The organism is Microbacterium sp. MEC084, assembly GCF_004514465.2.
Classification (GTDB): Bacteria; Actinomycetota; Actinomycetes; order Actinomycetales; family Microbacteriaceae; genus Microbacterium.
In genome coordinates this window covers 1-24,544 of record NZ_MYFP02000007.1, presented here as the reverse complement: position 1 = coordinate 24,544, position 24,544 = coordinate 1, and the positions used below count along the sequence as shown (strand labels likewise).

Annotated in this window: 24 protein-coding genes, 1 tRNA gene and 2 pseudogenes; 14 read left to right on the top strand and 13 right to left on the bottom strand. The window is 71.5% G+C overall.

Annotated elements, in window-relative coordinates; all coding sequences use genetic code 11:
* Positions 1-4 precede the first annotated feature (4 nt).
* On the bottom strand, positions 5-907 hold the full coding sequence (locus B5M43_RS08300) for a LacI family DNA-binding transcriptional regulator (protein ID WP_134746047.1): 903 nt from the start codon (positions 905-907) through the stop codon (positions 5-7).
* A 32-nt stretch (positions 908-939) separates the two neighbouring features.
* Between B5M43_RS08300 and B5M43_RS08295 the strand changes: the two are divergent.
* Both B5M43_RS08295 and B5M43_RS08290 read left to right on the top strand, forming a co-directional pair.
* A pseudogene (locus B5M43_RS08295) lies at positions 940-2,043 on the top strand (extracellular solute-binding protein); the annotation flags it as partial.
* The gene (locus B5M43_RS08290) at positions 2,040-2,225 is read left to right on the top strand and encodes a hypothetical protein (protein ID WP_134746045.1); all 186 of its coding nucleotides are present in this window, start codon (positions 2,040-2,042) and stop codon (positions 2,223-2,225) included. The pseudogene B5M43_RS08295 and the gene B5M43_RS08290, both read left to right, overlap by 4 nt.
* A gap of 67 nt (positions 2,226-2,292) precedes the next feature.
* Here the strand turns inward: B5M43_RS08290 and ispD are convergent, their stop codons facing one another.
* Positions 2,293-3,492 carry a 2-C-methyl-D-erythritol 4-phosphate cytidylyltransferase gene (gene ispD, locus B5M43_RS08285; protein WP_134746044.1) on the bottom strand — a complete coding sequence of 400 codons (1,200 nt, stop codon included), beginning with the start codon at positions 3,490-3,492 and terminating at the stop codon, positions 2,293-2,295.
* A gap of 59 nt (positions 3,493-3,551) precedes the next feature.
* Positions 3,552-4,034: a CarD family transcriptional regulator gene (locus B5M43_RS08280; RefSeq protein WP_055993827.1), complete on the bottom strand. Its 483-nt coding sequence runs from the start codon at positions 4,032-4,034 to the stop codon at positions 3,552-3,554.
* 214 nt (positions 4,035-4,248) lie between these two features.
* On the opposite strand from B5M43_RS08280, the gene B5M43_RS08275 reads away from it, so the two are divergent.
* Positions 4,249-4,773 (top strand): DNA modification methylase, encoded by a 525-nt coding sequence (locus B5M43_RS08275; protein WP_205829499.1) that lies wholly within the window; start codon positions 4,249-4,251, stop codon positions 4,771-4,773.
* A gap of 67 nt (positions 4,774-4,840) precedes the next feature.
* Here B5M43_RS08275 and B5M43_RS08270 read toward each other — a convergent pair whose 3' ends face one another.
* Both B5M43_RS08270 and B5M43_RS08265 read right to left on the bottom strand, forming a co-directional pair.
* Entirely contained in the window at positions 4,841-5,524 is a 684-nt protein-coding gene (locus B5M43_RS08270) for a response regulator transcription factor (protein WP_134746043.1), read from the bottom strand.
* Entirely contained in the window at positions 5,524-6,726 is a 1,203-nt protein-coding gene (locus B5M43_RS08265) for a cell wall metabolism sensor histidine kinase WalK (RefSeq protein WP_134746042.1), read from the bottom strand. Before B5M43_RS08265 ends, B5M43_RS08270 begins: the two co-directional genes overlap by 1 nt.
* Positions 6,727-6,908: 182 nt before the next feature.
* Between B5M43_RS08265 and phoU the strand changes: the two genes are divergently transcribed.
* Positions 6,909-7,580 carry a phosphate signaling complex protein PhoU gene (gene phoU, locus B5M43_RS08260; protein WP_055993821.1) on the top strand — a complete coding sequence of 224 codons (672 nt, stop codon included), beginning with the start codon at positions 6,909-6,911 and terminating at the stop codon, positions 7,578-7,580.
* Between the two features lie 66 nt (positions 7,581-7,646).
* On the opposite strand, the gene B5M43_RS08255 is transcribed toward phoU, so the two are convergent.
* Entirely contained in the window at positions 7,647-8,393 is a 747-nt protein-coding gene (locus B5M43_RS08255; RefSeq protein WP_055993818.1) for a phosphoglyceromutase, read from the bottom strand.
* A 32-nt stretch (positions 8,394-8,425) separates the two neighbouring features.
* Here B5M43_RS08255 and B5M43_RS08250 point away from each other — a divergent pair, with 32 nt between their 5' ends.
* The gene (locus tag B5M43_RS08250) at positions 8,426-9,259 is read left to right on the top strand and encodes a class I SAM-dependent methyltransferase (protein ID WP_134746041.1); all 834 of its coding nucleotides are present in this window, start codon (positions 8,426-8,428) and stop codon (positions 9,257-9,259) included.
* A gap of 29 nt (positions 9,260-9,288) precedes the next feature.
* On the opposite strand, the gene B5M43_RS08245 is transcribed toward B5M43_RS08250, so the two are convergent.
* The 4 genes from B5M43_RS08245 to B5M43_RS08230 all read right to left on the bottom strand — a co-directional run bounded on the left by B5M43_RS08245 (position 9,289) and on the right by B5M43_RS08230 (position 12,640).
* Entirely contained in the window at positions 9,289-10,395 is a 1,107-nt protein-coding gene (locus B5M43_RS08245; protein WP_134746040.1) for an FUSC family protein, read from the bottom strand.
* Between the two features lie 13 nt (positions 10,396-10,408).
* Positions 10,409-11,554 (bottom strand): folate-binding protein YgfZ, encoded by a 1,146-nt coding sequence (locus tag B5M43_RS08240; RefSeq protein ID WP_134746039.1) that lies wholly within the window; start codon positions 11,552-11,554, stop codon positions 10,409-10,411.
* Entirely contained in the window at positions 11,554-12,159 is a 606-nt protein-coding gene (locus B5M43_RS08235; RefSeq protein WP_134746038.1) for an FABP family protein, read from the bottom strand. The genes B5M43_RS08240 and B5M43_RS08235 overlap by 1 nt, the downstream gene beginning before the upstream one ends.
* Before the next feature lie 187 nt (positions 12,160-12,346).
* The gene (locus B5M43_RS08230) at positions 12,347-12,640 is read right to left on the bottom strand and encodes a hypothetical protein (RefSeq protein WP_055993804.1); all 294 of its coding nucleotides are present in this window, start codon (positions 12,638-12,640) and stop codon (positions 12,347-12,349) included.
* Between the two features lie 188 nt (positions 12,641-12,828).
* On the opposite strand from B5M43_RS08230, the gene B5M43_RS08225 reads away from it, so the two are divergent.
* The 7 genes from B5M43_RS08225 (at position 12,829) to pstB (ending at position 21,018) form a co-directional block, all read left to right on the top strand.
* Positions 12,829-13,521 (top strand): response regulator transcription factor, encoded by a 693-nt coding sequence (locus tag B5M43_RS08225; protein ID WP_055993801.1) that lies wholly within the window; start codon positions 12,829-12,831, stop codon positions 13,519-13,521.
* 47 nt (positions 13,522-13,568) lie between these two features.
* Positions 13,569-15,743, top strand: a complete 2,175-nt coding sequence (locus tag B5M43_RS08220) for an RNA degradosome polyphosphate kinase (RefSeq protein WP_134746037.1) — start codon at positions 13,569-13,571, stop codon at positions 15,741-15,743.
* Positions 15,740-16,678: an NUDIX domain-containing protein gene (locus tag B5M43_RS08215; RefSeq protein ID WP_134746036.1), complete on the top strand. Its 939-nt coding sequence runs from the start codon at positions 15,740-15,742 to the stop codon at positions 16,676-16,678. The genes B5M43_RS08220 and B5M43_RS08215 overlap by 4 nt, the downstream gene beginning before the upstream one ends.
* A gap of 179 nt (positions 16,679-16,857) precedes the next feature.
* Complete coding sequence (pstS, locus tag B5M43_RS08210) at positions 16,858-17,967, top strand: phosphate ABC transporter substrate-binding protein PstS (protein WP_055993792.1); 1,110 nt, start codon at positions 16,858-16,860, stop codon at positions 17,965-17,967.
* A gap of 138 nt (positions 17,968-18,105) precedes the next feature.
* Positions 18,106-19,110, top strand: a complete 1,005-nt coding sequence (pstC, locus tag B5M43_RS08205) for a phosphate ABC transporter permease subunit PstC (protein WP_082543202.1) — start codon at positions 18,106-18,108, stop codon at positions 19,108-19,110.
* The gene (gene pstA, locus B5M43_RS08200; protein ID WP_134746035.1) at positions 19,110-20,195 is read left to right on the top strand and encodes a phosphate ABC transporter permease PstA; all 1,086 of its coding nucleotides are present in this window, start codon (positions 19,110-19,112) and stop codon (positions 20,193-20,195) included. Before pstC ends, pstA begins: the two co-directional genes overlap by 1 nt.
* A gap of 43 nt (positions 20,196-20,238) precedes the next feature.
* Positions 20,239-21,018 carry a phosphate ABC transporter ATP-binding protein PstB gene (gene pstB / locus B5M43_RS08195; RefSeq protein WP_055993786.1) on the top strand — a complete coding sequence of 260 codons (780 nt, stop codon included), beginning with the start codon at positions 20,239-20,241 and terminating at the stop codon, positions 21,016-21,018.
* A 59-nt stretch (positions 21,019-21,077) separates the two neighbouring features.
* Here the strand turns inward: pstB and B5M43_RS08190 are convergent, their stop codons facing one another.
* Both B5M43_RS08190 and B5M43_RS08185 read right to left on the bottom strand, forming a co-directional pair.
* Entirely contained in the window at positions 21,078-21,974 is an 897-nt protein-coding gene (locus B5M43_RS08190) for an aminodeoxychorismate lyase (RefSeq protein WP_134746034.1), read from the bottom strand.
* Between the two features lie 633 nt (positions 21,975-22,607).
* Positions 22,608-23,237, bottom strand: a complete 630-nt coding sequence (locus B5M43_RS08185; RefSeq protein WP_134746033.1) for a DNA-directed RNA polymerase subunit beta — start codon at positions 23,235-23,237, stop codon at positions 22,608-22,610.
* Positions 23,238-23,309: 72 nt separating this feature from the next.
* Here B5M43_RS08185 and B5M43_RS08180 point away from each other — a divergent pair.
* A tRNA-Lys gene (locus tag B5M43_RS08180) sits at positions 23,310-23,382 on the top strand.
* Positions 23,383-23,470: 88 nt separating this feature from the next.
* Here B5M43_RS08180 and B5M43_RS08175 read toward each other — a convergent pair.
* Positions 23,471-24,046 carry a hypothetical protein gene (locus B5M43_RS08175; RefSeq protein ID WP_134746032.1) on the bottom strand — a complete coding sequence of 192 codons (576 nt, stop codon included), beginning with the start codon at positions 24,044-24,046 and terminating at the stop codon, positions 23,471-23,473.
* A gap of 354 nt (positions 24,047-24,400) precedes the next feature.
* Here B5M43_RS08175 and B5M43_RS08170 point away from each other — a divergent pair.
* Positions 24,401-24,544 (top strand): annotated as a pseudogene (locus B5M43_RS08170) (leucine zipper domain-containing protein); the annotation flags it as partial.

The following is a 24,544-nucleotide window of genomic DNA, read 5'->3' as shown; positions in this document are numbered from 1 at the left end:
CCGCTCAGGCGGGGACGCGCGTGGAGTCGCGCACGCGCAGCTCCGGCACGAGCGCCACATGCTGTACGCCGCCCGCCTCCGAGCCGCGCGCGACCCGGTTCGCCAGAAGCGCGAACGGCCGGCGTCCGACCTGCTCCTTCTGCGGGGCCACGGCCGTGAGCGCCGGCTGGGCCAGCTCCGCGCTGATGTCGTCGTAGCAGACCACCGACAGCCGGTCGGGGACGCGGCGCCCGAAGGCCTCGAGGCGCCCGAGCAGCCGCATCGCGAGCTGGTCGTTGAGGATCAGGAGGCCGGTGGCGCCGCGCTCGATCAGCGACGCGACCTCGGCGTCGAGGGCGGACAGGTCGGCGAGGTTCTCGTACGCCTCCCCCACCGACTCCACGCCGCAGTGCGCGATCGCGTCGCGGTAGCCGTCGGCGACGAGGGGCGTGTTCGGGCCCTTCACCGCGACCAGCGCGATCCGCGTGTGCCCGAGCTCGACCAGGTGGCGCACCGCGTTCGCGGCCCCGACGCCGTGCGCGGAGCACACTCCGTCGAACTGCGACGCGCGGCCGCCCGGGCGGACCGGGCGCTCGACCAGCACGATCGGAAGCGGGATGGACTCGAGCCACTCCTGCGTCTCGTCGCTGAGCTCGCCCGTGTCGAAGTCGGGGGTCGGGGCGATCATCAGACCGTCCGCGCCGCGCGCGACCAGCCCCTCGACCAGTCGGCGCTCGACGCGCAGGTCGTACGCCGAGACACCGAGCGTCAGGCGCGTGCCGGCCTCGGCGGCCGCGGCCCGGATCCCGTCGATGACCGCGCCGAAGTAGTACTCGGCGTGCGGCATCACGAGACCGTACGTGCCGCCGGGGCGGCGATCCGCCGCACGCTGCTCCACGCGCGAGACGCCGCCGTGCGAGCGGCGCACGCGCCCCTCGGACGCAGTTCGCCGGCTCGACCTGGTCGGTGCCGCTCGACATGGGCGTGCTGTCCTTCTTCTGCCGCGCCGACCTGTTCGAGCAGTACGGCGTCGAGGTCCCCACCACGTGGGACGAGCACGTCGCCGCCGCGGAGGCCGTCAAGGCCGCCGACCCGAACGTCCGCATCGGCGCGACCACGCTGGGCGACCCGGCCCTGTACGCCGCGCTTGCGTGGCAGCACGGCGCCACCTGGGCCTCGGTCGAGGGCGACGCTTGGAAGATCGACAGCGCCGAGACCGCCGAGAGAAGCACACCGAGCGCGACGCCGCCGATGCCGCGCAGGTACTCCGCGACATCCTGGGCGCCGGCGCCTCCGTCAACCTCTACATGGCGCAGGGGGCACCAACTTCGGCCCGTGGGCCGGCGCGAACCGCGGCGGTCCCCTGCACGACGAGGACCTCCAGCCGACCATCACGAGCTACGACTACGACGCCCGATCGACGAGCGCGGCGAGCCGACCGAGAAGTACCGCCTCTTCCGTGAGGCGCTGCTCGAGTTCCGCGCGTCCGCGGGCGACGAATCCGAGGTGCCCGACGTCCCGGAGCCCCTGCCGTGGCTCGACGAGGCGACGATCGCGCTCTCCCCGGCCACGGGGTCCGCGCTCGCGGCGAGTGGCGCGGTCCGCACTCCGTACGTCCCCCAGTTCGAGGATCTGGGCCTGGACCAGGGCGTGGCGATCCACACCGCCGAGCTCCGCGGCCCGCGCGAGGCGAACGCCGACGGGCGCCTGGTCGGCGCGGGCGCCGGCACCGAGCTCTCCGTGGACCTGCCCGAGATCCCGGCCGGCTCCGCCGTGCGCATCGATCTGGTCGTGGACTCGCTCGGCCGCGTCAACTACGGACCGATGGTCGGCGAGCGCAAGGGCATCACCGGCCAGGTCATGCACGAGCGCCAGCTGGTTCACGGCTTCACGAGCCGGACCGCGCGCCTGGACGACCTGCACGCGCTCGCGCCATGGGAGGACGAGGACGCCGCCGCGCTCGACGCGGTCGCGCCGCTCGCGTTCACGGGCTCCTTCGCTCGCAGCGCCGCGGCGACGCGCGCCTCGCGATCGACGGCGTCGACCGGGGCGTCGCGTTCGTGAACGGCTTCTGCCTGGGGCGGTTCGACATCGCCGGACCGCAGACGAGCCTGTACGTGCCGTGGCCCATCGTGGCCGAGGGCGACAACGCCGTCACGGTGGTGTCGTTCGACCCGCGCTCGGCCGAGGCGCCCGCCCCCGCGGCGCGCCTGGTGCAGGGCACGAGCTTCGAGCCGCGCGCCTGACGCGCTCACGCGAGAGGGGCGTCGGACCATCCGGTCCGGCGCCCGTCTCGCGTTCCCGGGTTCGGTGTCAGGCGGGCTGGATGAGCGCCACCGCGAAGGCCTGCACACCCTCCCCCGCGCCCGTGAAGCCGAGCCCGTCGGTCGTCGTGGCCGAGAGCGAGACGGGGGCGCCTCCGAGAGCAGCCGACAGCGCCGCCTCGGCCTCCGCGCGCCGCGGCGCCAGCTTGGGTCGGTTCGACTGGATCTGGACGGCCACGTTGGCGATGGACCATCCGGCCTCCCCCAGCAGCGCGCGGGTGCGGGCGAGGAACGCGTCGGCGTGGGCGCCCGCGAACTCCGGGCGGGACGTGCCGAAGTGCGTGCCGATGTCGCCCAGCCCGGCGGCCGACAGCAGCGCGTCGACGATCGCGTGCGCGACGGCGTCGCCGTCCGAGTGGCCCGACAGCGCCGGCTCCCCCGGCCACTCGAGGCCGGCGAGCCACAGCGCACCCTCGCCTCCGAACGCGTGGACGTCCGTGCCGACACCGACGCGCGGGCCGGAGGGACGCGGGCCCAGCCCGGTCTCGACGGGTGCGACGGGCGCGGCGATCGCGCGGGCGCGGTCGAGATCCGCGGGGGTCGTGATCTTGAACCCGTGCGCGTCGCCGTCGACGATCGCGACGCGATGCCCCGCCGCGGCCACCAGCGCCGCGTCGTCCGTGTACTCCTGCGAGGCCACCGCATAGGCGGTCTCGAGCACGTCGCGCCGGAAGCCCTGCGGGGTCTGGGCGGCCGCCAGCTGCGCCCGGTCGACGGCCTCGACGATGCGGTCGCCGTCCACGCGCTTGATCGTGTCGACCACCGGCAGCGCCGGCACCACGCCCCATCCGGTGCGGTCGACCGCGTCGATCACGCGCGCGAACACCTCGGGGGGCGTCAGGGCCCGCGCGGCGTCGTGGATCAGCACGACCTCGACAGACGGCCACAGCGCGTGCAGACCGGCCGCCACGGAGGCCTGGCGGGTCGTGCCGCCCGTGACGACAGACACCAGCTCGGACCGGTCGCCTGCGGCCTCGCGGGCGTCGGTGAGCGCCTCGCCCTCGCGCCCCGCGGGCGCGACCACGACGACCTGGGCCGCCGGTGCGGCGAACACGCACCGCAGCGCGTGGCGCAGGATGGTGTGCTCGTCGAGGCCGACGAACGCCTTGGGGACGTCCAGCCCGAGGCGGGTGCCGGAGCCGGCGGCGACGACGACGACCGCGATCCGCGGCGTGGGAGTGAGAGTCACGCTCCAACGCTAACGGGCGCCGCCTCCCGAGGGGAGCGGCGCCCGTTGAGCGTGTGGGATTACGAGGCGAGGACTTCGTCGAGAACCGACGCGGCCTTCTCCTCATCGGTCTTCTCCGCGAGCGCGAGCTCGGAGATCAGGATCTGACGGGCCTTCGCGAGCATGCGCTTCTCGCCCGCCGACAGACCGCGGTCCTGGTCGCGGCGCCACAGGTCGCGCACGACCTCGCTGACCTTGATCACGTCACCCGAGGCGAGCTTCTCGAGATTCGCCTTGTAGCGGCGCGACCAGTTGGTCGGCTCCTCGGTGAAGGGGGCGCGCAGGACCTCGAAGACCTTGTCGAGCCCGTCCTGGCCGATGACGTCCCGAACGCCGACCAGGTCGACGTTCTCCGCAGGCACCTCGATCACGAGATCGCCCTGGGTGACGTTCAGCTTGAGGTAGACCTTCTCCTCGCCCTTGATGACGCGGGTCTTGACTTCGGTGATCGTGGCCGCACCGTGATGGGGGTAGACGACCGTCTCGCCAACCTCGAAAAGCATAGAATTGTGTCCTTTCGGCGACTTCAAGGATACCACAGTCGGCCATGCACTAAGGTTCGCCGACCCTTATCGGCCGCAGCGACACGCCGTTTCCCGCCAGTCCGCCGCGCCTCCTCCGCCGCCGGGGACCCGGGCATCGGGCGCACGCGCGCGACCCCCTAGAATGGCACGCAGGGCCCGCAGCTCGGCGGGGTCCGCTCGACCTGGAGGTTCCGTGAACTCCCGCATCCTCGCGTCCCTCGCCCTCGGCGTCATCGCACTGGGCACCACCGGCTGCGCATCGATGACGCATCAGGCCACGACCATCGTCTACTCGGCCTCGGACGGCGTGAACGTCGAGGAGAGCGAGGGCGCCGCGATCGAGGTCCGCAACGCGGTCATCGTCGCCGACGATCACGGCACGGACGGCAACCTCGTCGCCGCGCTCGTGAACACCACCGACACCTCCGCCACGCTCAACATCGAGTTCGACGGCGGCACCGCGACGGTCCGCGTCCCGGCGGGCGAGGTCGTCAGCCTCGGCGCCGGCACCGAGGAGCCGCTGCTGCTCGAGGGCATCGACACCAAGCCGGGCGCCACGCTCCCCGTCTACTTCCAGTCGGGCGACGCCGAGGGCGTCCTGACCGAGGTGCCCGTCCTCGACGGCTGCCTCGAGCACTTCGCCGACCTCGTGCCGGGCGGCGAGCACAGCGATTGCTCGCACCTCGAGCACGCCGAGGGCGAAGAGGGCGGCCACTGACCGCCGCTCCCCCGGACATGCGGAAAGGCCGCGAGGATCTCGGATCCTCGCGGCCTTTCCCGTTCCCTCATCCCTCGAAGCGGTAGCCGAGGCCGCGGACCGTGACGAGCATGACGGGCTCGCTCGGCACCTGCTCGATGCGCGAGCGGATCCGCTTGATGTGCACGTCGAGCGTCTTGGTGTCGCCGAAGTAGTCGCTGCCCCACACCCGGTCGATCAGCTGGCCGCGCGTGAGCACCCGGCCGGCGTTGCGCATCAGCACCTCGAGCAGCTCGAACTCCTTGAGCGGCATGTTGATCTGCTGGCCGTCGACGGCGACCGTGTGGCGGTCGACGTCGAGCGTGACCCGCCCGCCCTCCAGGACGCGCTCGTCCAGCTCGGCCTCCGCGTCGGCCGTGCGGCGCAGGACCGCCCGCATGCGCGCCAGCAGCTCGCGGGCCGAGTAGGGCTTGGTGACGTAGTCGTCCGCACCCAGCTCCAGGCCCACGACGATGTCGACCTCGGAGTCCTTCGCCGTGAGCATGATGATCGGCACGTTGGAGGTGGTCCGCACCTGGCGGCACACCTCCGTGCCGGGCATGCCGGGCAGCATCAGGTCGAGCAGCAGAAGATCGGCGCCGCGCTCGCGGTACGCGGCGAGCGCCGCCGGACCGTCCTCCGCGATCTCGACCTCGTAGCCCTCGCGACGGAGCAGGTAGGCGAGGGGTTCGGCGAGGTCGGGCTCGTCCTCGACCAGGAGCACACGCGTCATCAGCGGCCTTTCTTCGCGACGGCGCCGACGACGGGGGTCGCGGGCTTCCGCCTTCTGTTCTTGTCGGGTGATTCGATGACCGGCGCCTCGCTGAGCGGGAGGCGCACGGTGAAGGTGGATCCGCGGCCGGGCTGCGACCAGAGGCGGACCTCGCCGCCGTGCCGCGACACGGCGTGCTTGACGATCGACAGCCCCAGGCCCGAGCCGCCGGTGCGGCGCGAGCGGGCTTGGTCGGCCCGGTAGAAGCGCTCGAACACGCGGTGCTGGTCGGCCTCCGCGATGCCGATGCCCTGGTCGGTGACGGCGATCTCGACCACGTCGCCCACCGCGCGCACCCCCACGCCCACACGGGATCCGCCGGGCGAGTACGCGATCGCGTTGGCGATGAGGTTGCCGATCGCCTCCTTCAGGATCTGCGCGTCGCCGCGGACGTAGAGGCCCCGGTCGCCGCCCCGCACGAGCTCGACGTCCGCCGATCCGGCCTGCACGACGTGGGCCTCGACCGCGGCGGTCACGACCTCGTCGATCGCGACGTCGCCGACCTCGGTCAGCTCGTCGGCGGCCTGCAGGCGCGAGAGGTTCATGATGCGCCCCGTCAGCCGGCCGAGGCGGTCCGCCTCGGCCGAGAGGCGCGCCGTGAACGACCGCACCTGGGCGGCGTCGTCCGCGGCCAGCTCGATCGCCTCGGCGAGCAGCGAGATGGCGCCCACGGGCGTCTTGAGCTCGTGGCTCGTGTTGGCGATGAAGTCGTGACGCATCTGCTCGAGCCGCTCCTGCTCGGACAGGTCGCGCACGATCAGGAGCGTGTGGCGCTCGCCGATCCGGCTCGCGCGGGCCGACACGAGCCGCGTGTCCGAGGCCAGCCGGCCCCTGGTGAGGCGCAGGTTCTCGGTCTGCGTGCCGCCGGAGCGCGCGGACTTCACGAGCTCGCGCAGGCCGGGGTTCTCGAGCGGGGCGCCCGGCTCGATCCCCAGCCACGGCGCCGACGGCGACGTGGCGACGACCTGCCCCGACGCGTCGACGACCGCTGCGGCGTCGTCCATGGCGTCCAGCACGGACGTGACGCCCTCGGGCATCCTGCCGTCCGCGAGCCGTGCCGCACGCTCGCGCGCGCGCAGGGCCGCGAAGACGATGAGGCACGCCCCTGCGCCGATGACCGCCCCCGAGATCAGGGCGAGCAGCGCGAGCTGCGTCGTGTCCATGCCTCAAGAGTAAAGTCATGGCGAACACCGTTCCGGACGGATCCCGCTCACGATGCGGGCCATCGCCGGACTGTTCACCGTTGCGGCACCGGTCGTTCACCTACGCTGAGGACAATCTCATCAAAGCGTGCTCAGCCGCGGCCCCCGCGTGCCGCCGCCTCGCGACACACGAAAGGTCCCCGATGCGCGAAGTCTTCCATCAGTCACTCGAGGACGTGCAGGCGCGCCTCGTCGAGATCGCGGAGCTGGTCACGATCGCGATCGACAAGGCCACCCGCTCGTTCGCCACCAGCGACGTCTCCCTCGCCGAGGAGGTCATCGCCGACGACCGCCTGATCGACGAGCTGGCCCTGGCCCTCGACGAGCACGCGATCGAGATCCTCGCGATGCAGCAGCCGGTCGCCCGCGACCTGCGCATCGTCGTCACCGCGCTGCGCGTCAGCGCGTCACTCGAGCGCATGGGCGACCTCGCCGAGCACATCGCCCAGCTGGCGCGCACGCGCTACCCCGAGCGCGCCATCCCCAAGGGCTTCAAGGGCACCTTCACGCGCATGGGCGAGCTCGACGTGCAGATCGCCCGCACGCTCACGGAGCTGCTTCGCACGTTCGACCTGACGCTCGCGGACCAGATCCGCAACAGCGACGACGACGTGGACGAGCTGCACGCGAGCGTGTTCGAGAAGGTGCTCAGCGACACGTGGCAGGGCGAGGCCGGCGCGACCGTCGACGCGACCCTCGCGAGCCGCTACCACGAGCGCTTCGCCGACCACGCGGTCTCGATCGCCAAGAAGGTCATCTACCTCAGCACGGGCGACTGGAGCGGCGCGGAGCACCCCGCGCACCCCGCCGCCTGAGCGGCCCCCGAACGCGGAAGCCCCGCCCGGATCATCCGGGCGGGGCTTCTTGTCTCCGTGCGCGCGTCAGGCCTTCTTGCCCTGCGACGCCACGGCGGCGGCGCCCGCGGCGGCGGCCTCGGGGTCGAGGTAGCGGCTCGGGCCGGTCGGCTTCATGTCGTCGTCGAGCTCGTACACGAGCGGGATGCCGGTCGGGATGTTGAGGGCCGCGATGTCGTCGTCGCTGATGCCGTCGAGGTGCTTCACGAGGCCGCGCAGCGAGTTGCCGTGGGCGACGACGATGACCGTCTTGCCGGCCTGGAGGTCGGGGACGATCTCGTTCTCCCAGTAGGGCAGCATCCGGTCGATCACGATCTTGAGCGACTCGGTGCCGGGGATCTCGCCGTCGATGCCGACGTAGCGGGGGTCGTTCGTCTGGGCGTACTCGTCCTCCGGGTCGATCACGGGCGGCGGCACGTCGAACGAGCGGCGCCACTCCATGAACTTCTCCTCGCCGAACTGCTCGAGAGTCTGGGCCTTGTCCTTGCCCTGCAGCGCGCCGTAGTGGCGCTCGTTGAGGCGCCACGAGCGCTTCACCGGGATCCACAGCCGGTCGGCGTGGTCGAGCGCGATGTTCGCGGTCTGGATAGCGCGGCTGAGCACGGACGTGTGCACCACGTCGGGGAGCAAGCCCTGCTCCTTGAGCAGCTCGCCGCCGCGCTTGGCCTCGGCCTGGCCGAGTTCGGTCAGCCGGACGTCGACCCATCCGGTGAAGAGGTTGAGCTCGTTCCACTCGCTCTGGCCGTGTCGCAGCAGGATCAGGGTATGTGCCATGCGCCCCATGCTATCGGCGGCAGAATCGAAGCATGACCCCGCGCCCGCCCGCCGCCCCCGAGGGACGCCCGACGCGCGGCACGACGGGCACCAACCGGCTGCGTCGCGTGGACCGCTGGATCGCTCACCTGGCGGAGTTCCGCCGCGCGCCCGACCCGCTCGTGGTCGACCTCGGCTACGGCGCGAACGGCGTGACGACCCTCGAGCTCGAGGCGCGGCTGCGTCGCGTGCGGGGCGACGTCGACGTGCACGGCCTGGAGATCGACCCCGAGCGCGTGGCGCGCGCCTCGGAGCAGCTCGAGGCGACGCGGCGGGGCGCGACCGTCTTCTCGCCGGATGCGCGGGTGTCGTTCGCGCGCGGCGGCTTCGAGGTGCCCCTGCCGGACGGCCGCCGTCCGGCGGTGATCCGCGCCTTCAACGTGCTGCGGCAGTACGAGGAGCGGGACGTGCCGGGGGCGTGGGAGCGGATGACCGCGCGCCTCGCGCCGGGCGGCGTGCTCGTCGAGGGGACCTGCGACGAGATCGGCCGACTGTGCAGCTGGATCGACGTGGACGCGGCGGGCGCCCCCGTGCGCTTCACGATCTCGCTCCGGCTCGCGGAGCTCGAGCGCCCCGGGGTCGTCGCCGAGCGCCTGCCGAAGGCCCTCATCCACCGCAACGTGCCGGGCGAGCGCATCCACGACCTGCTCGTCGCGCTGGACCGCGAGTGGGAGCGCGCCGCCGCGCTCGCGCCGTTCGGCCCCACACAGCGCTGGATGGCCGCCGTGGCCGCGCTGCGCGCCTCCGGCGTCCCGGTGCTCGGCGGGCGCTCGCGCTGGCGCCTGGGCGAGCTCACCGTCCCGTGGGACGTGGTGCGCCCGGGCTGACCCTGTGCCCAGTCGAGGGGGCGCGGGGATCAGATGCGCGGGATGGCGGCGCGGGCCTCGCCGGGCGGCAGGCCCGTCGCGACGAGGAGGTCGACGACGAGGGGACGCATCGCCGAGACCAGCGCCTGCTCGCCGAGACCGGCCCCCGGAAGCATCGCGGCGGGGTCCAGGCGACGGGCGATCGACAGGAGCGCCTCGCGGGCGATGGGCTCCTGCGAGATGTCGTCGATCGAGGCCGCCACGAGCGTCGCCGCCCGCGCCACCTCCCCCATCGCCTCGGCCGGCACCGGCAGCGGGCGGCCGTCGTCCGTGACGTACACGATGCGGCGGCCGACCACCCGCAGGTTGCGCATCGCGAGATCCATGGCCTGCAGGATGCGAGCGTGCCGCTCCAGCTCGGCGCGCCGGCCGCGCAGGAACGGCGAGATGCGGGAGATCGCGCGGCCCGACTCCAGCGACGTCCGCCACGCGTCCAGCGGAGCCTGGAGCGCACGGGCCTTCTCGAGGCCCCGCTCGGCCCGCAGCCGGTCGCCGCGGCGCAGCGCCGACACGAGCCGCGCGGCGGCGGCGTCGAAGCCCGCGAAGAAGGCGCGCGCGTCGCGCAGCACGGCCGTCACGGGATTGCGCGGAAGCAGCGCCGTCACGGCGATCGCCATGACGCCGCCGAAGGCCCCGTCGGCCAGCCGCGCGAACGGCACGGGACCGAGCGGCAGGGTCATCGCGATCGCCGCCTGGATGGCCGCCGCGATGGCGAACTGGGGCGAGGCGGACAGGAAGCGCGCGACGAGCATCGTGACGGCGAGCGTCACGGCCAGCTGCCACCAGCCGGACCCGACCACGAGGCGCAGCGCCTCGGAGATCAGGATGCCCGTCAGCATGCCGATCACGGTCTCGAGCACGCGACCGGGGCGCGCGTCGCGCGCGAGCCCGAGGCTCGAGATCGACACGGTGGCCGCCAGCATGGGCGCCTCGTGGCCGAGCACCAGATGCGCGAGCAGGAACGCGGCGGTCGCCGCGAGCACGATCTGCGCGATCGCGATCCACGACTCCCGCAGCCTCGCCAGGCCTGGCTTCGGGGAGAACCGGCTGCGCCAGGTGACCGGGATGGCCTGCGTGATCGGCTGCGAGTCGGACATCCGGCGCGGCGTCCTACTCGGCGGGAGCGGGCTTCGCGGGATCCTGCGCGAGCGGGCGCCGCGACAGCCGGGTCAGGCGGGGCACGGCGGCCGTCGCGCCGGCGTCGGCCGGCACGATGACCTCCTGCGCGGCGGCGATGCGCGCGCCGTCCGAGCGGATCTCGAGCACGGCGTCGCCCGGAACGCGACGCGCCAGCACGGCCAGCGCGACGGGCCCCAGCTCGTGGTGCAGGGCGCTGCTGGTCACGTGGCCCACCTCGGAGGGCTCGCCCTCGCCGCCCGCCATCAGCACGGCGGTGCCGGGCTCCGGCAGCACGCTGTCGCTCCCGTCGAGGTGCAGCAGCGTGAGCCGCCGGGGAGGGTGCCCGAGGTTGTGCACCTTGGCGACCGTCTCCTGCCCGCGGTAGCAGCCCTTGTTCAGGTGCACCGCGCTGCGCAGCCAGTCGAATTCGTGCGGGATCGCGCGCTCGTCCACCTCGCGGCTCCAGCGCGGGCGCCACGCCTCGATCCGGAGGGCCTCTGCGGCCAGCAGCCCCGCGAGCTCCGCGTCGGCGAGCTGCGGGAGCGCGGTGCGCTCCACGATCGCCTCGATCCAGCCGTATCCGGCCGCGGGATGGGAGGCGGGGGCGGCGTACTGCCATCCGCCCGCGGCGACCTCGCGCCAGGGGTCGCCCCACACCAGCGGGAGCTCGTGCGGGCGGTGCGCCACGAGCGCGACGCGCTTCTCGGCGTCGCCGAGCTCCATGAAGCCGAGTACCGCGAGGTCGTCGCGCACCCGCACCTCGACCTGCGCGCGGAAGCGCATCATCGTGAGCCACCGGGCGAGACCCGCGGCGTCGCCGGCGTCGGCGATCAGCCAGGTCGAGGCGCCGTCGTCCAGCACGCCCGCGGCGTGCTCGACGCGCCCCTGCGGGTCGAGCACGAGCAGCTCGGTGCTGTGCCCGGGCGCCAGGCCGGCGACCGCCTGCGACGTGATCGAGTCGAGCCACGTCAGCCGGTCGGGGCCGGCGACCTCGATGACCGCCCGGTCGTCGCGGGGCGCGATCGCGTGCCCCGACGCGAGCCGGCGCTGCTCGCGCATCGGGTCGCCGAAGTGGGCGATGCCGTCGTCCGAGAGGACGGCGCCGGCACGGTCCGCGAAGAACGGCCGCCCGGACATCAGGAGACCTTCGCGAGGCGCGCGGACGCGTGCGAGCCGAGCTCGCGGCCGAGCGCCGCGATGTCCCAGGCCCACAGCAGGTGCCCCTCGACGAGGCCGTACATGCGGGTCGCGGCCGCGTAGTGCCGGGCGCTCGCCGTGCGGACGACCGCGTCGGTCGCGAGGTCGATGCGCGGGCCGCGGACCTGGCCGAGGTAGAGCTCGCTCACGCCGTCGGAGTGGACGAGCGACACCTCCAGGTCGAAGCCGCCCTCGGCATTGCGGAGCAGCTCGACGTCCTCGGCCGTGCGCGGCGCGCCGGTCTCGAGCGGCGGCAGCAGGCCCGGACCGGGCTCGGCGCCGGTCGACGGACGCGCCACGCGCCAGAACCCGACCTCGGAGTTCAGCGCGCGCGAGGGCGTGCCGTCGGAGGCGGCCAGGAACGCCGTGGCGGAGTAGTTCAGGTAGGGACCGCCATCGTGGCTGAAGCTCACGCGATGCGAGAACTCGCCCTCGTAGTGGACGTCGCCGAGGTCGTAGTCGATGACACCGGTGCCCTCCCACACGCCGATGAGCCACGAGAGCGGCGCCAGGTCGGCGGGGAGGTCGGTCGGCAGCTCGATCATGCCGCCGTCCCTCAGCGCTGGCCGCGGAAGAGGTTCCAGACCACGGTGCCGGAGATGAAGGCGATCGCCAGGCTGGCGAGGCCCAGCAGCCCGACGAAGAAGAGTTCGAGCGCGACGAGATCCATGCCCAGAAGTCTAGACCCGGCCTGGCGCGCCGGCCGCGCCGGCTCCTTCGACGTCGAGCGAGCTACAGCGAGCTGCCGAGCGCGACGAGCGTGAAGATCAGGGCGAGGAAGCCCAGGATGCCGAGCGCTCCGATGACCGAGACGCCGACCCGGAAGATGAAGCCCTCCGAGCGGCCGTCGATCAGCTGCGCCGCGAAGGCGACGATCATGCAGACGCCGCCCGTGATGGCGACCCACGGCAGGCGGGCGTCCAGCGGCACGAGCACGCTCACGAGGATGGCCGCCACGAGCGCGAACGCCCACGTGGCCGCGGCGCCCGCGTAGCGGCGGACCGGGGTCATGTCGGGGGTCGTCACCCGTCCATTGTCCAAGACGGGGCCCCGATCCCGAAACCGCTCCCATGCCGGCCGCCCGGGGCCCCGCCCGAGCGGCGTCCCGGGGGCGGCCGAGGTCCGGGCACGTCCTATGATGGGTCCACGATGCGGAAGTCCCCACCGCATCGACCCCAGGGTGCGGCCCCCAGTCCGCGCCGAAAGGACGTCGCTTGGCACAGCTTCTCGTCTTGAGTTCCGCCCCCGGCGGAGGCGCCGTCCTGCCCGCGCTCGAGCTGCTCAGCCACCGCGTGCGGCAGATCCCGGCCGAGCCCGCCTCGCTGGTGAACGCCCCGAGCGCCGACGTCATCTTCGTGGATGCGCGCACCGATCTCGTGGGCGCGAAGTCGCTCTGCAAGATCCTGAACACGACGGGCCTGGATGCGCCGCTCGTCCTGGTGGTGACCGAGGGCGGCCTGACCGCCGTCTCGACCGACTGGGGCATCGACGACGTCATCCTCGTCACGGCCGGCCCGGCCGAGGTCGACGCCCGCGTGCGGCTCGCGATCGGCCGCCAGAGCGCCGAGCAGCCGAGCAGCCGGATCCAGACGTCCGGCATCACGATCGACGAGTCGTCATACTCGGCGAAGGTGCACGGCAAGCCGCTCGACCTCACGTACAAGGAGTTCCAGCTGCTGCACTTCTTCGCGACGCACCCCTCGCGGGTGTTCACGCGCGAGCAGCTGCTGAGCGAGGTCTGGGGCTACGACTACTTCGGCGGCACCCGCACGGTCGACGTGCACGTGCGTCGCCTGCGCGCCAAGCTCGGCGACCTCGAGCAGCTGATCGGCACGGTCCGCAACGTGGGCTACCGCTTCAACGTGTACGAGGACGACCAGCTGCCCAGCGCGAGCCCGAGGTCCTGATCCCGCCGTTCACACACGCGTCACGCGACGGTGGCAGGATGGGCCGCATGATCGACATCGCCATCGTGGACACCGGGATCGGCGACGCCGAGGACGACGACTTCGACGCCGCCGTCGAGGCCCCCGACGCGCAGCTTCCCGAGAACCGCTACCTCGACCGCGAGCTGAGCTGGCTGGCGTTCAACCAGCGCGTGCTCGAGCTGGCCGAGGACCCGACCCTCCCGGTCCTGGAGCGGGCGAACTTTCTGGCGATCTTCGCGAGCAACCTCGACGAGTTCTTCATGGTCCGGGTGGCGGGCCTCAAGCGCCGCATCGTCACGGGCCTGGCGGTGCCCACCAACGTCGGCCGGTCGCCGGGCGAAGTCCTCGCGGGCATCTCGGCCGAGGCGCACGCGCTGCAGCTGCGGCACGCGGCGGTCTGGAACGACGACGTGCGCCCCGCGCTGGCGAAGGCCGCGATCGAGGTCGTCGGCTGGGGCGACCTGGGCGACGACGAGCGCTCCGCCCTGTACGACTACTTCCAGGCGAAGGTCTTCCCGGTGCTCATGCCGCTCGCGGTCGACCCGGCGCATCCCTTCCCCTACATCTCGGGCCTGTCGCTGAACCTGGCGATCCGCATCCGGAACGCCCGCACGGGCCGGCAGGAGTTCGCGCGCCTCAAGGTGCCGCCCATGCTGCCCCGGCTGATCGAGGTGCCCACGGCCGGCCCGAGCGCGCGGTACATTCCGCTCGAGGAGCTCATCGCCCAGCACCTGGACGACCTGTTCCCCGGCATGGAGGTGCTCGACCACCACGCGTTCCGCCTGACGCGCAACGAGGACATGGTGATCGAGGAGGACGAGACCGAGAACCTCATCCAGGCGCTCGAGGCCGAGCTGCTGCGGCGCCGCTTCGGCCCGCCGATCCGCCTCGAGGTCACCGAGGACATGGACGACCTCACTCTCGACCTGCTGCTCAAGGAGCTCGACATCACGGAGCAGGAGGTCTACCGCCTGCCCGGGCCGCTCGACCTGCGGGCCCTGTTCGAGCTGACGAGGATCGACCGCCCCGAGCTGCACTACCCGCCGCACGTCCCCACGACCGCGGTCGCGTTCCAGTCGGCCGAGCAGTCGAGCGACGCGCGCGCCGACCTGTTCGCGGCCATCCGCAAGGGCGACGTGCTCGTGCACCACCCATACGAGTCCTTCGCGACCAGCGTGCAGGCGTTCCTGGAGCAGGCCGCGCGGGATCCGCACGTGCTCGCCATCAAGCAGACGCTGTACCGAACGTCGGGCGACAGCCCGATCGTGCAGGCGCTGATCGACGCGGCCGAGGCCGGCAAGCAGGTGCTCGCCCTCGTCGAGGTCAAGGCCCGCTTCGACGAGGCGAACAACATCGTGTGGGCGCGCAAGCTCGAGAAGGCGGGCGTGCACGTCGTCTACGGCCTGGTCGGCCTCAAGACCCACTGCAAGCTCGCGCTCGTGATCCGCGAGGAGAAGGGCGAGCTGCGCCACTACAGCCACGTCGGCACGGGCAACTACAACCCCAAGACCAGCCGCCTGTACGAGGACTTCGGCCTGTTCACGACCGACGCGCAGGTCGGCCGCGACCTCACGCGCCTGTTCAACGAGCTGAGCGGCTACGCGATCGAGAAGAAGTTCAAGCGCCTGCTCGTCGCTCCCCTGCACCTGCGCAAGGGCCTGCTGCGGCTGATCGACCGCGAGCGCCGCAACGCGCTCGAGGGCAAGCCCGCGTACGTGCGCATCAAGGTCAACTCGATGGTCGACGAGCAGATCATCGACGCGCTGTACCGCGCGAGCAGCGCCGGCGTGAAGGTCGATGTCTGGGTGCGCGGCATCTGCTCGCTGCGCACCGACCTGCCCGGCGTGAGCGACAACATCACGGTCCGCTCCATCCTGGGGCGCTACCTCGAGCACTCGCGCATCTTCGCGTTCGCGAACGACGGGGTCCCCGACGTGTACATCGGCAGCGCCGACATGATGCACCGCAACCTCGACCGCCGCGTCGAGGCGCTCGTGCGCGTCACGACGCCGCGCCACATCACGGAGCTGCTGGGCCTGTTCGACCAGGCTATGGACGACGGCACCAGCTCGTGGCACCTCGGGCCCGAGGGCGTGTGGACCCGGCACAGCGTCGGCGAGGACGGCAAGCCGCTCGCCGACCTGCAGGATCGCCGGATGAGCGCCATCCGCCGCCGCCGTCAGGCCCGCGTCTCGCGATGACCGCGCTGGCCGTCTACGCCGCCGGCGGCGTGGTGTGGCGCCTCGTCGACGGCAAGCTGCGGGTCCTGCTGATCCACCGCACGAAGTACCGCGACATCACGCTGCCCAAGGGGAAGGTCGATCCCGGCGAGATGCTCGCCGAGACCGCGGTGCGCGAGATCCACGAGGAGACCGGCATCCGCACGGTGCTCGGCCCGCCGCTCGGCGTCTCCCACTACAAGCTGCCGAGCGGACGCGAGAAGATCGTGCACTACTGGTCGGCCGAGGCGACCGAGGCGGCGATCCGGGAGAGCTCTTTCGTGCCGAACGACGAGATCGCCGCCATCGAATGGGTGGGTCTCAAGAAGGCGCACGCACGGCTGAGCTACCCGGTCGACATCGAGATCCTCGAGCACTTCGAGCGTCTCGTCGACGACGGCGTGCTGCACACCTTCCCGGTCGTCGCGCTGCGGCACGGCAAGGCCGTGCCGCGGGACGAGTGGGACGGGCGTGACGCGCTGCGACCCCTGCTTCCCCGCGGCAAGGAGCAGGCGAAGGCGATCGTCGGAGGGCTGCGCGCGTTCGGCGTGCGCCGCATCGTCTCCAGCGACGCGGTGCGCTGCGTCAAGACGGTGGTCCCGCTCTCGAAGGCCATCGGCCGCCGGATCGACGAGACCGAGCTGATCAGCCAGGACGCGTGGGAGGACGGGGCCGCCGACGTGCGCCAGGTCGTGGGCCGGCGCATCCGCTCCGGCAAGCCCGCGGTCCTGTGCAGCCACGGCCCGGTGCTGCCGGAGATCCTGACCGAGTTGGCGCTTGCGACCGGCACCATGCGGGGCTCCTACCTGGCCGACGCGGCCGCCCTGGAGTTCGGCGCCTTCAGCGTCGTGCACGTCTCCGCCACGAACCCCGGATCCGGGATCGTCGCGATCGAGACCCACGCGCCCAAGATCTGACCCGGCGCCCTCCCCCGGGAATTCGCTGTGGGATCGGGCTTCTCCGCGGGATCGACGCGCGTCGTTCACCTTCCGTTCACCAGTGCACCGCACGCTCTTCACTGCCCCCTCGTACGGTCACCACGTGCCCTGCGACCCGGCGGGGACGTCCCTGAATCCCTGATCGAAACGGATACACAGTGAAGATCGCTCGTTTCACCAGCATCGCCGCGTTCGGCGCCGTCACCGCGCTGGCCCTCGCGGGCTGCGCGGCCAACGAGGCCCCCGCCGGCGGCGAGAGCGGCGCTCCGGAGGAGACCGCCTCGACCCTCAGCGGCACCATCAACGCGACCGGCGCCTCGTCGCAGGGCTCGGCCCAGGAGGCATGGGTCGCCGCGTTCCAGACCGCCAACCCCGACGTCACGGTCAACTACGAGCCCACCGGCTCGGGCACCGGACGCGAGAACTTCATCGCCGGCGCCTCGGACTTCATCGGCTCGGACCGCGCGTTCGACGACGAGGAGGTCGCCGCGGGCGGCTTCGGCGCCTGCGCCACTGACGACATCGTCGAGCTCCCTCTCTACATCGCCCCGGTCGCCGTGGCCTACAACCTCGAGGGCGTCGACTCGCTGAACCTGGACGCCGCGACCATCGCCGGCATGTTCGCGGGCAAGATCACCAACTGGAACGACCCGGCCATCGCCGCGCTGAACGAGGGCGTCGAGCTGCCCGACCTGGCCATCACGCCGGTCCACCGCTCGGACGACTCGGGCACCACCGAGACCTTCACGACCTACCTCGAGGCGACCGCCCCCGACGTGTGGGAGTGGGAGGCCGACGGCGTGTGGCCGATCGAGGGCGGCGAGGCCGCTCAGGGCACCTCGGGTGTCGTGGCCGCCGCCAAGGCCGGCAACGGCGCGATCGTGTACGCGGACGCGTCGCAGATCGACACGCTGACGGCCGCCAAGGTCGAGGTCGGCGGCGAGTTCATCGAGTACTCGCCCGAGGCCGCCGCCGCGCTGGTCGAGAGCTCGCCGCTGGTCGAGGGCCGCGGCGCCGCCGACCTGGTGTTCGACGTCGACCCGGCTGCCGCCGCCGACGGCGCGTACCCGATCGCCCTGGTCAGCTACCTAATCGCGTGCGAGCAGTACGAGGACACCGAGAAGGCCGGCCTCGTGAAGGCGTACTTCGAGTTCATGGCGTCGGAGGAGGGCCAGCAGGTCGCCGCCGAGGCCGCCGGCGCCGCCCCGATCTCGGAGGGTCTGCGTGAGCAGGCGCTCGCCGCGATCGACATGATCCAGGTCGGCTGACCGATCACTCGCTGAAAGCAGTCGGTGCCCCCGCGCATTCCCATGTGGGATCCTCTTCGAGGATGCGCGGGGGCACCGAACTGCGTGAACCCCCGTCCCGTCACCGGATCCGACTGAGCGTCTGAGGAGCCAGCCCGCATGACCACGACAACGCCGCAGCCCGAGGCGACCGCCCGCGGCACCGGGCAGCCCCCGAAGCCGGCCGCTCAGGCCGCCCGTCCGGCGAAGCCGGTGCAGCGCCCGGGCGACCGCATCTTCTCCGGCACCGCGCTCGGAGCCGGCATCGTCATCCTCGTCGTGCTCGCGGCCGTCGCGACGTTCCTGATCCTGCAGTCGCTCCCCGCGTTCAAGCCCGACACGAGCACGAACCACATCCTCCAGGGCCGGTCCTTCTGGGACTACGTCTGGCCGCTGGTGTTCGGCACCGTGTGGGCGTCGGCCATCGCGCTGCTGATCGCCTCTCCGGTCGCGATCGGCATCGCGCTGTTCATCTCGCACTACGCGCCCCGGCGTCTCGCCGCGGGCCTCGGCTACATCATCGACCTGCTCGCGGCCGTGCCGTCGGTGGTCTTCGGCCTCTGGGGCGGTCTCACCTTCGCCCCGATGCTGCAGCCGTTCTACGTGTGGCTCAACGAGACGCTCGCCTGGATCCCCCTCTTCGGCGGCCAGGTGTCGGCGACGGGCCGCACCATCATGACCGCCTCGCTCGTGCTCGCCGTCATGATCCTGCCGATCATGACCGCCATCTGCCGCGAGGTGTTCATCCAGACCCCGAAGCTGCACGAGGAGGCCGCGCTGGCGCTGGGCGCCACGCGCTGGGAGGTCATCCAGATGGCGGTCCTGCCGTTCGCGCGCGGCGGCATGGTGTCCGCGGCGATGCTGGCCCTCGGCCGCGCGCTCGGCGAGACCATGGCGGTGACCATGGTGCTGTCGGTCTCGGGCGTCGTGACGTTCGAGCTGCTGACCTCGACCAACCCGACCCCGATCCCCGCGAACATCGCGCTGTCGTTCCCCGAGGCGCACGACGAGGGCGTCAACACCCTGATCGCGACCGGTCTGATCCTGTTCATCGTGACCTTCGCGGTCAACTTCGTGGCGCGCTGGATCGTCGCCCGCCGCGCCGAGTTCTCTGGAGCGAACTGATGGCCACCATCGCCGCCCCCGCGCGACCGACCGTGTCGCTGACCGCCGGCAAGCTGCCCGCCTGGGCCCCGTGGGGCCTGCTCGCCTTCTCGATGTTCATCTCGTTCGTGATCGTCGGGGTCGCGAGCGCCGGCGGCGACCTGGCCGACTTCAACATCGCGGGCGCCGTCGCGCTCGGCATGCTGATCTACCTCATCGCGATCACGGTGCTCTCGAGCATCGCCGAGAGCCGCCGCCACGCGGTCGACCGCCTCATGACCGCGCTCGTCGCGAGCGCGTTCGTGCTCGCCCTGCTGCCGCTCATCTCGCTGCTGTTCACGGTGCTGGTCGCGGGCCTGCAGCGCTTCGACCTCGAGTTCTTCAGCTACTCGATGCGCAACGTCGTGGGCGAGGGCGGCGGCGCCGTGCACGCGATCTGGGGCACGCTCCTGATCACGCTCGCGGCCACGGTGATCTCGGTGCCGATCGGTCTGATGACCTCGATCTACCTCGTCGAGTACGGCCGCGGCCGCATCGCCAAGGCCATCACGTTCCTCGTCGACGTCATGACGGGCATCCCGTCGATCGTCGCGGGTCTGTTCATCTACTCGGTGTTCGCGCTCCTGATGGGGCCCGGCACCTCGATGGGCATCATGGGCTCGCTCGCGCTGGCCGTGCTGATGATCCCGGTCGTCGTGCGAGGCAGCGAGGAGCTGCTGCGGATCGTGCCGAACGAGCTGCGCGAGGCGTCCTACGCCCTGGGCGTGCCGAAGTGGGCGACGATCGTGAAGGTCGTGCTGCCCACGTCGATCGCCGGCATCACCACGAGCGTCATGCTCGCGATCGCCCGCGTCATCGGCGAGACCGCGCCGCTGCTGCTCACGGCCGGCTTCACGCAGAGCCTGAACACCAACCTGTTCAACGACAACATGATGACCCTGCCGGTGTTCGCCTACAACTCGTACATGCAGCAGGGCACGAACCCCGACGCCTCGGTCGCCCGCGCCTGGGCCGCCGCGCTGACCCTCATCCTCATCGTCATGGTGCTCAACCTCGGCGCGCGCCTGATCGCCAAGATCTTCGCGCCCAAGATGACCGGCCGCTGACGCCCTCGACCCGACCTCCCGCTTCCCGAAGAAAGAGACCCAGGTGTCCAAGAGCATCGAAGTCAACGACCTCAACGTCTACTACGGCGACTTCCTCGCCGTGGAGGGCGTCTCCATCGACATCCAGCCCCGCACGGTCACCGCGTTCATCGGCCCGTCGGGCTGTGGCAAGTCCACGTTCCTGCGCACGCTCAACCGCATGCACGAGGTCATCCCCGGCGCCCGCGTCGAGGGCGAGGTGCTGCTCGACGGCGAGAACCTGTACGGCAACGGCGTCGACCCCGTGCTGGTGCGCCGCCAGGTGGGCATGGTGTTCCAGCGCCCCAACCCGTTCCCGACCATGTCGATCCGCGAGAACGTTCTGGCCGGCGTGACGCTGAACAACAAGCGCATCTCGAAGAGCGACGCCGACGACCTCGTCGAGAAGTCGCTGCGCGGCGCCAACCTGTGGAACGAGGTCAAGGACCGCCTCGACCGCCCGGGCTCGGGCCTGTCGGGCGGCCAGCAGCAGCGGCTGTGCATCGCGCGCACGATCGCGGTGTCGCCGCAGGTCATCCTGATGGACGAGCCGTGCTCGGCCCTCGACCCGATCTCGACGTTCGCGATCGAGGAGCTCATCTCCGAGCTCAAGAACGACTACACGGTCGTGATCGTGACGCACAACATGCAGCAGGCGTCGCGCGTGAGCGACAAGACCGCGTTCTTCAACATCGCGGGCACGGGCAAGCCCGGCAAGCTCATCGAGTACGACGACACGACGAAGATCTTCACGACGCCGTCGGTGCAGGCGACCGAGGACTACGTCTCGGGCCGCTTCGGCTGAGCCCCACGCCTCGACGCACGATGGCCCCTCCTTCGGGAGGGGCCATCGTCGTCCTCGGATCAGTCGCGCGGGCTGAGCAGGTACGCGTTCATCGCTGCCGTGAGCTCGCGGTCGACGGGCAGCTCGCGGCCGTCGAGGAGCGTGACGGGCGCCGCCAGCCGCACGCTCGAGACCAGCCACATCGCGTCGGCCGTCCCGAGGGCGGCGGCCGGCACGTGCTCGTAGCCGGTCGAGTGGCCGTTCTCCTCGAGCCAGTCGAAGACGCTCAGCTGCGTCGTGCCATGCAGGATGCGGCCGTTCGGCTCGGGCGTGATGAAGGTGTCGCCGCGGCGCAGGATGACGGACGCGGTGGGCGCCTCGAGCACGTAACCGTCGCTCGTGACGAAGATCGCGTCGTGCGCGTCGCGGCGGTGCGCCTCGCGCAGGGCCGCCATGTTGACGGCGTAGGACAGCGTCTTGGCGCCGAGCAGGAGCCAGGGCGCGCGCGTGGCGGCACCGCTGTCGAGGCCGCGGTCGAGCGTGACGACCTTGATGCCCTCGGTGCGGGCCACGCTCATGTCGGCCGCGGGCGCGGCGGTGACCCACGCGGTGGGACCCTCGAGGCCGGTCGCGACGCGCTCGACGCCGCGGCTGAGGATGAGCTTGATGGCGCTCTCCCCCGCGGGGCATTCGACCGCCGCCCGCTCGACCGCGGCTCGCCACTGCGCGAGGTTCGGGGCGGGCAGGTCGCACAGGCGCGCGGAGTGGGCGAGGCGCTCGAGGTGCGCCTGCACCTCCTGCGGGTGCCCGTCGACCACGCCGATGGTCTCGAAGATGCCGTCGCCGCGCTGGGTGCTCAGCTCGCCCACGCTCAGTGCCGGCGCGTCGGGGTCGATCACGGCGAGCGTGTCGGCGAAGTCGGTGCGGGGGTCGTCTGCGGGCACGGGCGCCACGATGAGGGCGAATCGCCAGGTCATGCCCCGAGCCTACGACCGCGCGCGCTCAACGACCGGCATCCACCCCTCGGTCGTTGAGCGGAGGCGACGAAGGAGCCGGAGTCGAAACGCGGCCGAACCATCCCGAACGGCCGGGTCGCTTCAGCACGTTTCGACTCCTCGCTGGCGCTCGTCGCTCAACGACCGGCTGGAACCTCGTCATCTACCGTCGTGCGAGCGAAGCGAGCGTGCCGCGGAGCGGCCAATCGCAGCGCGGAGCGCTGCCGAACGGAGCGTCAGCGACGTTCTCGCCCGCGAAGGGCCCCCGAAGGGGCGCCCGCACGCGTGCGACCGCTTCTGAAAAAGAACGTGCGAGCGAAGCAAGCGTGGAGCGAAGCGACTGCCGACCATCCCGACGACGGAAGATTCCGTCACCCGGATGGAGCGAAGCGACAGCCCTCGAACGAGAGGGCCCGCGCGAAGCGTGGGCGCGAGCGTTCGATCTCGTGGGAACCCGATCCGAAAAGAAAAATGCCGGACCGCAGAAACGCCTCTCGGCGCAAGGCCGCTCGCGGCGGCAGAAGTTGGAGCCCGGGGTTTGCTGCGGCCCGGCCATACGAGTCTAACGGAGCGCTCCGGGCGGGCATTCCCGAGCCCGGGACATCCACCGGATCCTCAGGTGAGGGCCTCGCGGCGCCACAGGCGGGCGGCGGCGGAGAGGTCGGTCGCGTAGGTCGCCAGGCGCAGTGCGCGGGTCGTGAGCTCGGTGGAGCGATGGGGCTCGGTGCGCTCGTAGTCGTCCGCCAGGTGCGTGGCGCCCGACGCCTGCACGCGGCAGAACGCGGCGGCCCGGTCGAGCGCCACCGCGAAGTCGCCCTGGAACGCGCCGCGCAGGATCGTGTCGATCAGCGCGACGAGCTCGCCGGGGCCGGCCGGGACCGGCGCGCCCGCGACGACGGCATCCGACGAGCGCAGCTCGGTGCGCCCGCGGTCGTAGAGCAGCGCGGCCGTGGCGGGGTCGTCGTGGATCGACAGCTGCAGCAGGTACAGCCGCCAGAGCGACCCGGGCAGGCTCTTGGCGGGCGAGTGCGACCACAGCTCGGCGATGTCGTCGATGCCGTGGCGCGACGTGAACCCGACCAGCCGGTCGACGGCCTCGGGATCGCGCTCCTCGCGCACGCGCGACAGCAGCGCGGCCGCGGTGGAGTGCGCGGCGCGCGACACCTCCGCGGGGTCCTCCGCCGCGTACAGCCGGTCGAAGGTCTCCGACGGACGCCGCACGGGCTTGTGGAAGTCGTCGGTCATCGATCCAGGGTACGCCCGGGCCTCCGGCCGGGGCGCGGCCGGTCGCCCAGCCGCCCCGCGTAGAGTAGAGGCGGGCCTATAGCTCAGTTGGCAGAGCATCGGACTTTTAATCCGCGGGTCGTGGGTTCGAGCCCCACTGGGCCCACAGCGAGTCTCACTTCCCGACCATGTGGAGTTTGTTGAAATCCCTGGTCAGGGTTACTTTTCTCTTGGTGCGCCACGGTGATTGACGTCTAGAAGCCCGGTGTTTCGTGGCGCGCGTTGGTGGATTTCTCAAACAGCGTGGCATCCGATCGCCGGATCGCCCGAAGCAGAGTCGTGTGCGCAACACCCATGCGGCGACCGACCTCGCGAGCACTCACACCGGCGGCGAGAAGGCTTCTGGCCTCGTCCAAGTCAGCTTCGGTCAGCGCACCACCTCGGGCTCGTGTGACGACTCCTGCCGTGTCGAGCCTCTTACGCACGGTCTGTACATGCAGACCGTGTTTTCGAGCGATCTCTTGCTGTGTCATCCCATTGGCGTAATCGACGACCATATTGAGGAGGTCCGAGGTCGGCTCACTGGGAGACGAAGCAGGTCCGCGTGATCGTGTCGAAGGAGGCCGATCGGTTCCGTCATGGCCGACAAGTGGCGCCTGGTCGAGTCGACTGCCGTCGAAGATCGCCCGGGTCCCGGGATCGCGACGGAGCTCCCAGAGCAAGGCCTTCGTCTCCCTGCGTGGAGTGAAGACCTCGAGCAGGCTACGTCCTGCCAAGAGCTTGTTCAGGATCGACTCCGGGCTCTCTGTCTCGTCCTCTTCAGGGCTCATTGTTCAGCCGGGCCACTCGTTGCAGATGGTGACCACAGCCGTTTCTCGCGCCAGTGTTCGGGAAGCCCCATCTCAGCCGTCGTCCGTGCGGGCAGCGCGACGAAGGAGCTTCGATGAGCGACCGTACTTTCCCCATCCACGTTGTGCCTTGCGAGGTTCCCTGCGGCAGACGCCCCATGATGGTCAGTGCACCGTAGAGGCGCTCCCTCTGACCCTCCAGCAAACGAGGGGCAGATTGAGGCTCGCTAAGTGTACTGCCCAGGGACGTTGTTTGATCTGGCTTCCCTGATGTGACGAGAACCTCCCGGCAGAGTGGAGCTGCTACCGCATCCGCTCTGAACCAGGGAGGTTCTCGTGTCTCACGCTAACGCGGCGCTGACCCCGCGCCAAAGGCTCCGTCTCGCCCAGAAGGTCATCGACGAGGACTGGACGATCGCGGCAGCAGCGGACTACTTCCGGGTGTCCTGGCCAACCGCGAAGAAGTGGGCGCTGCGCTAC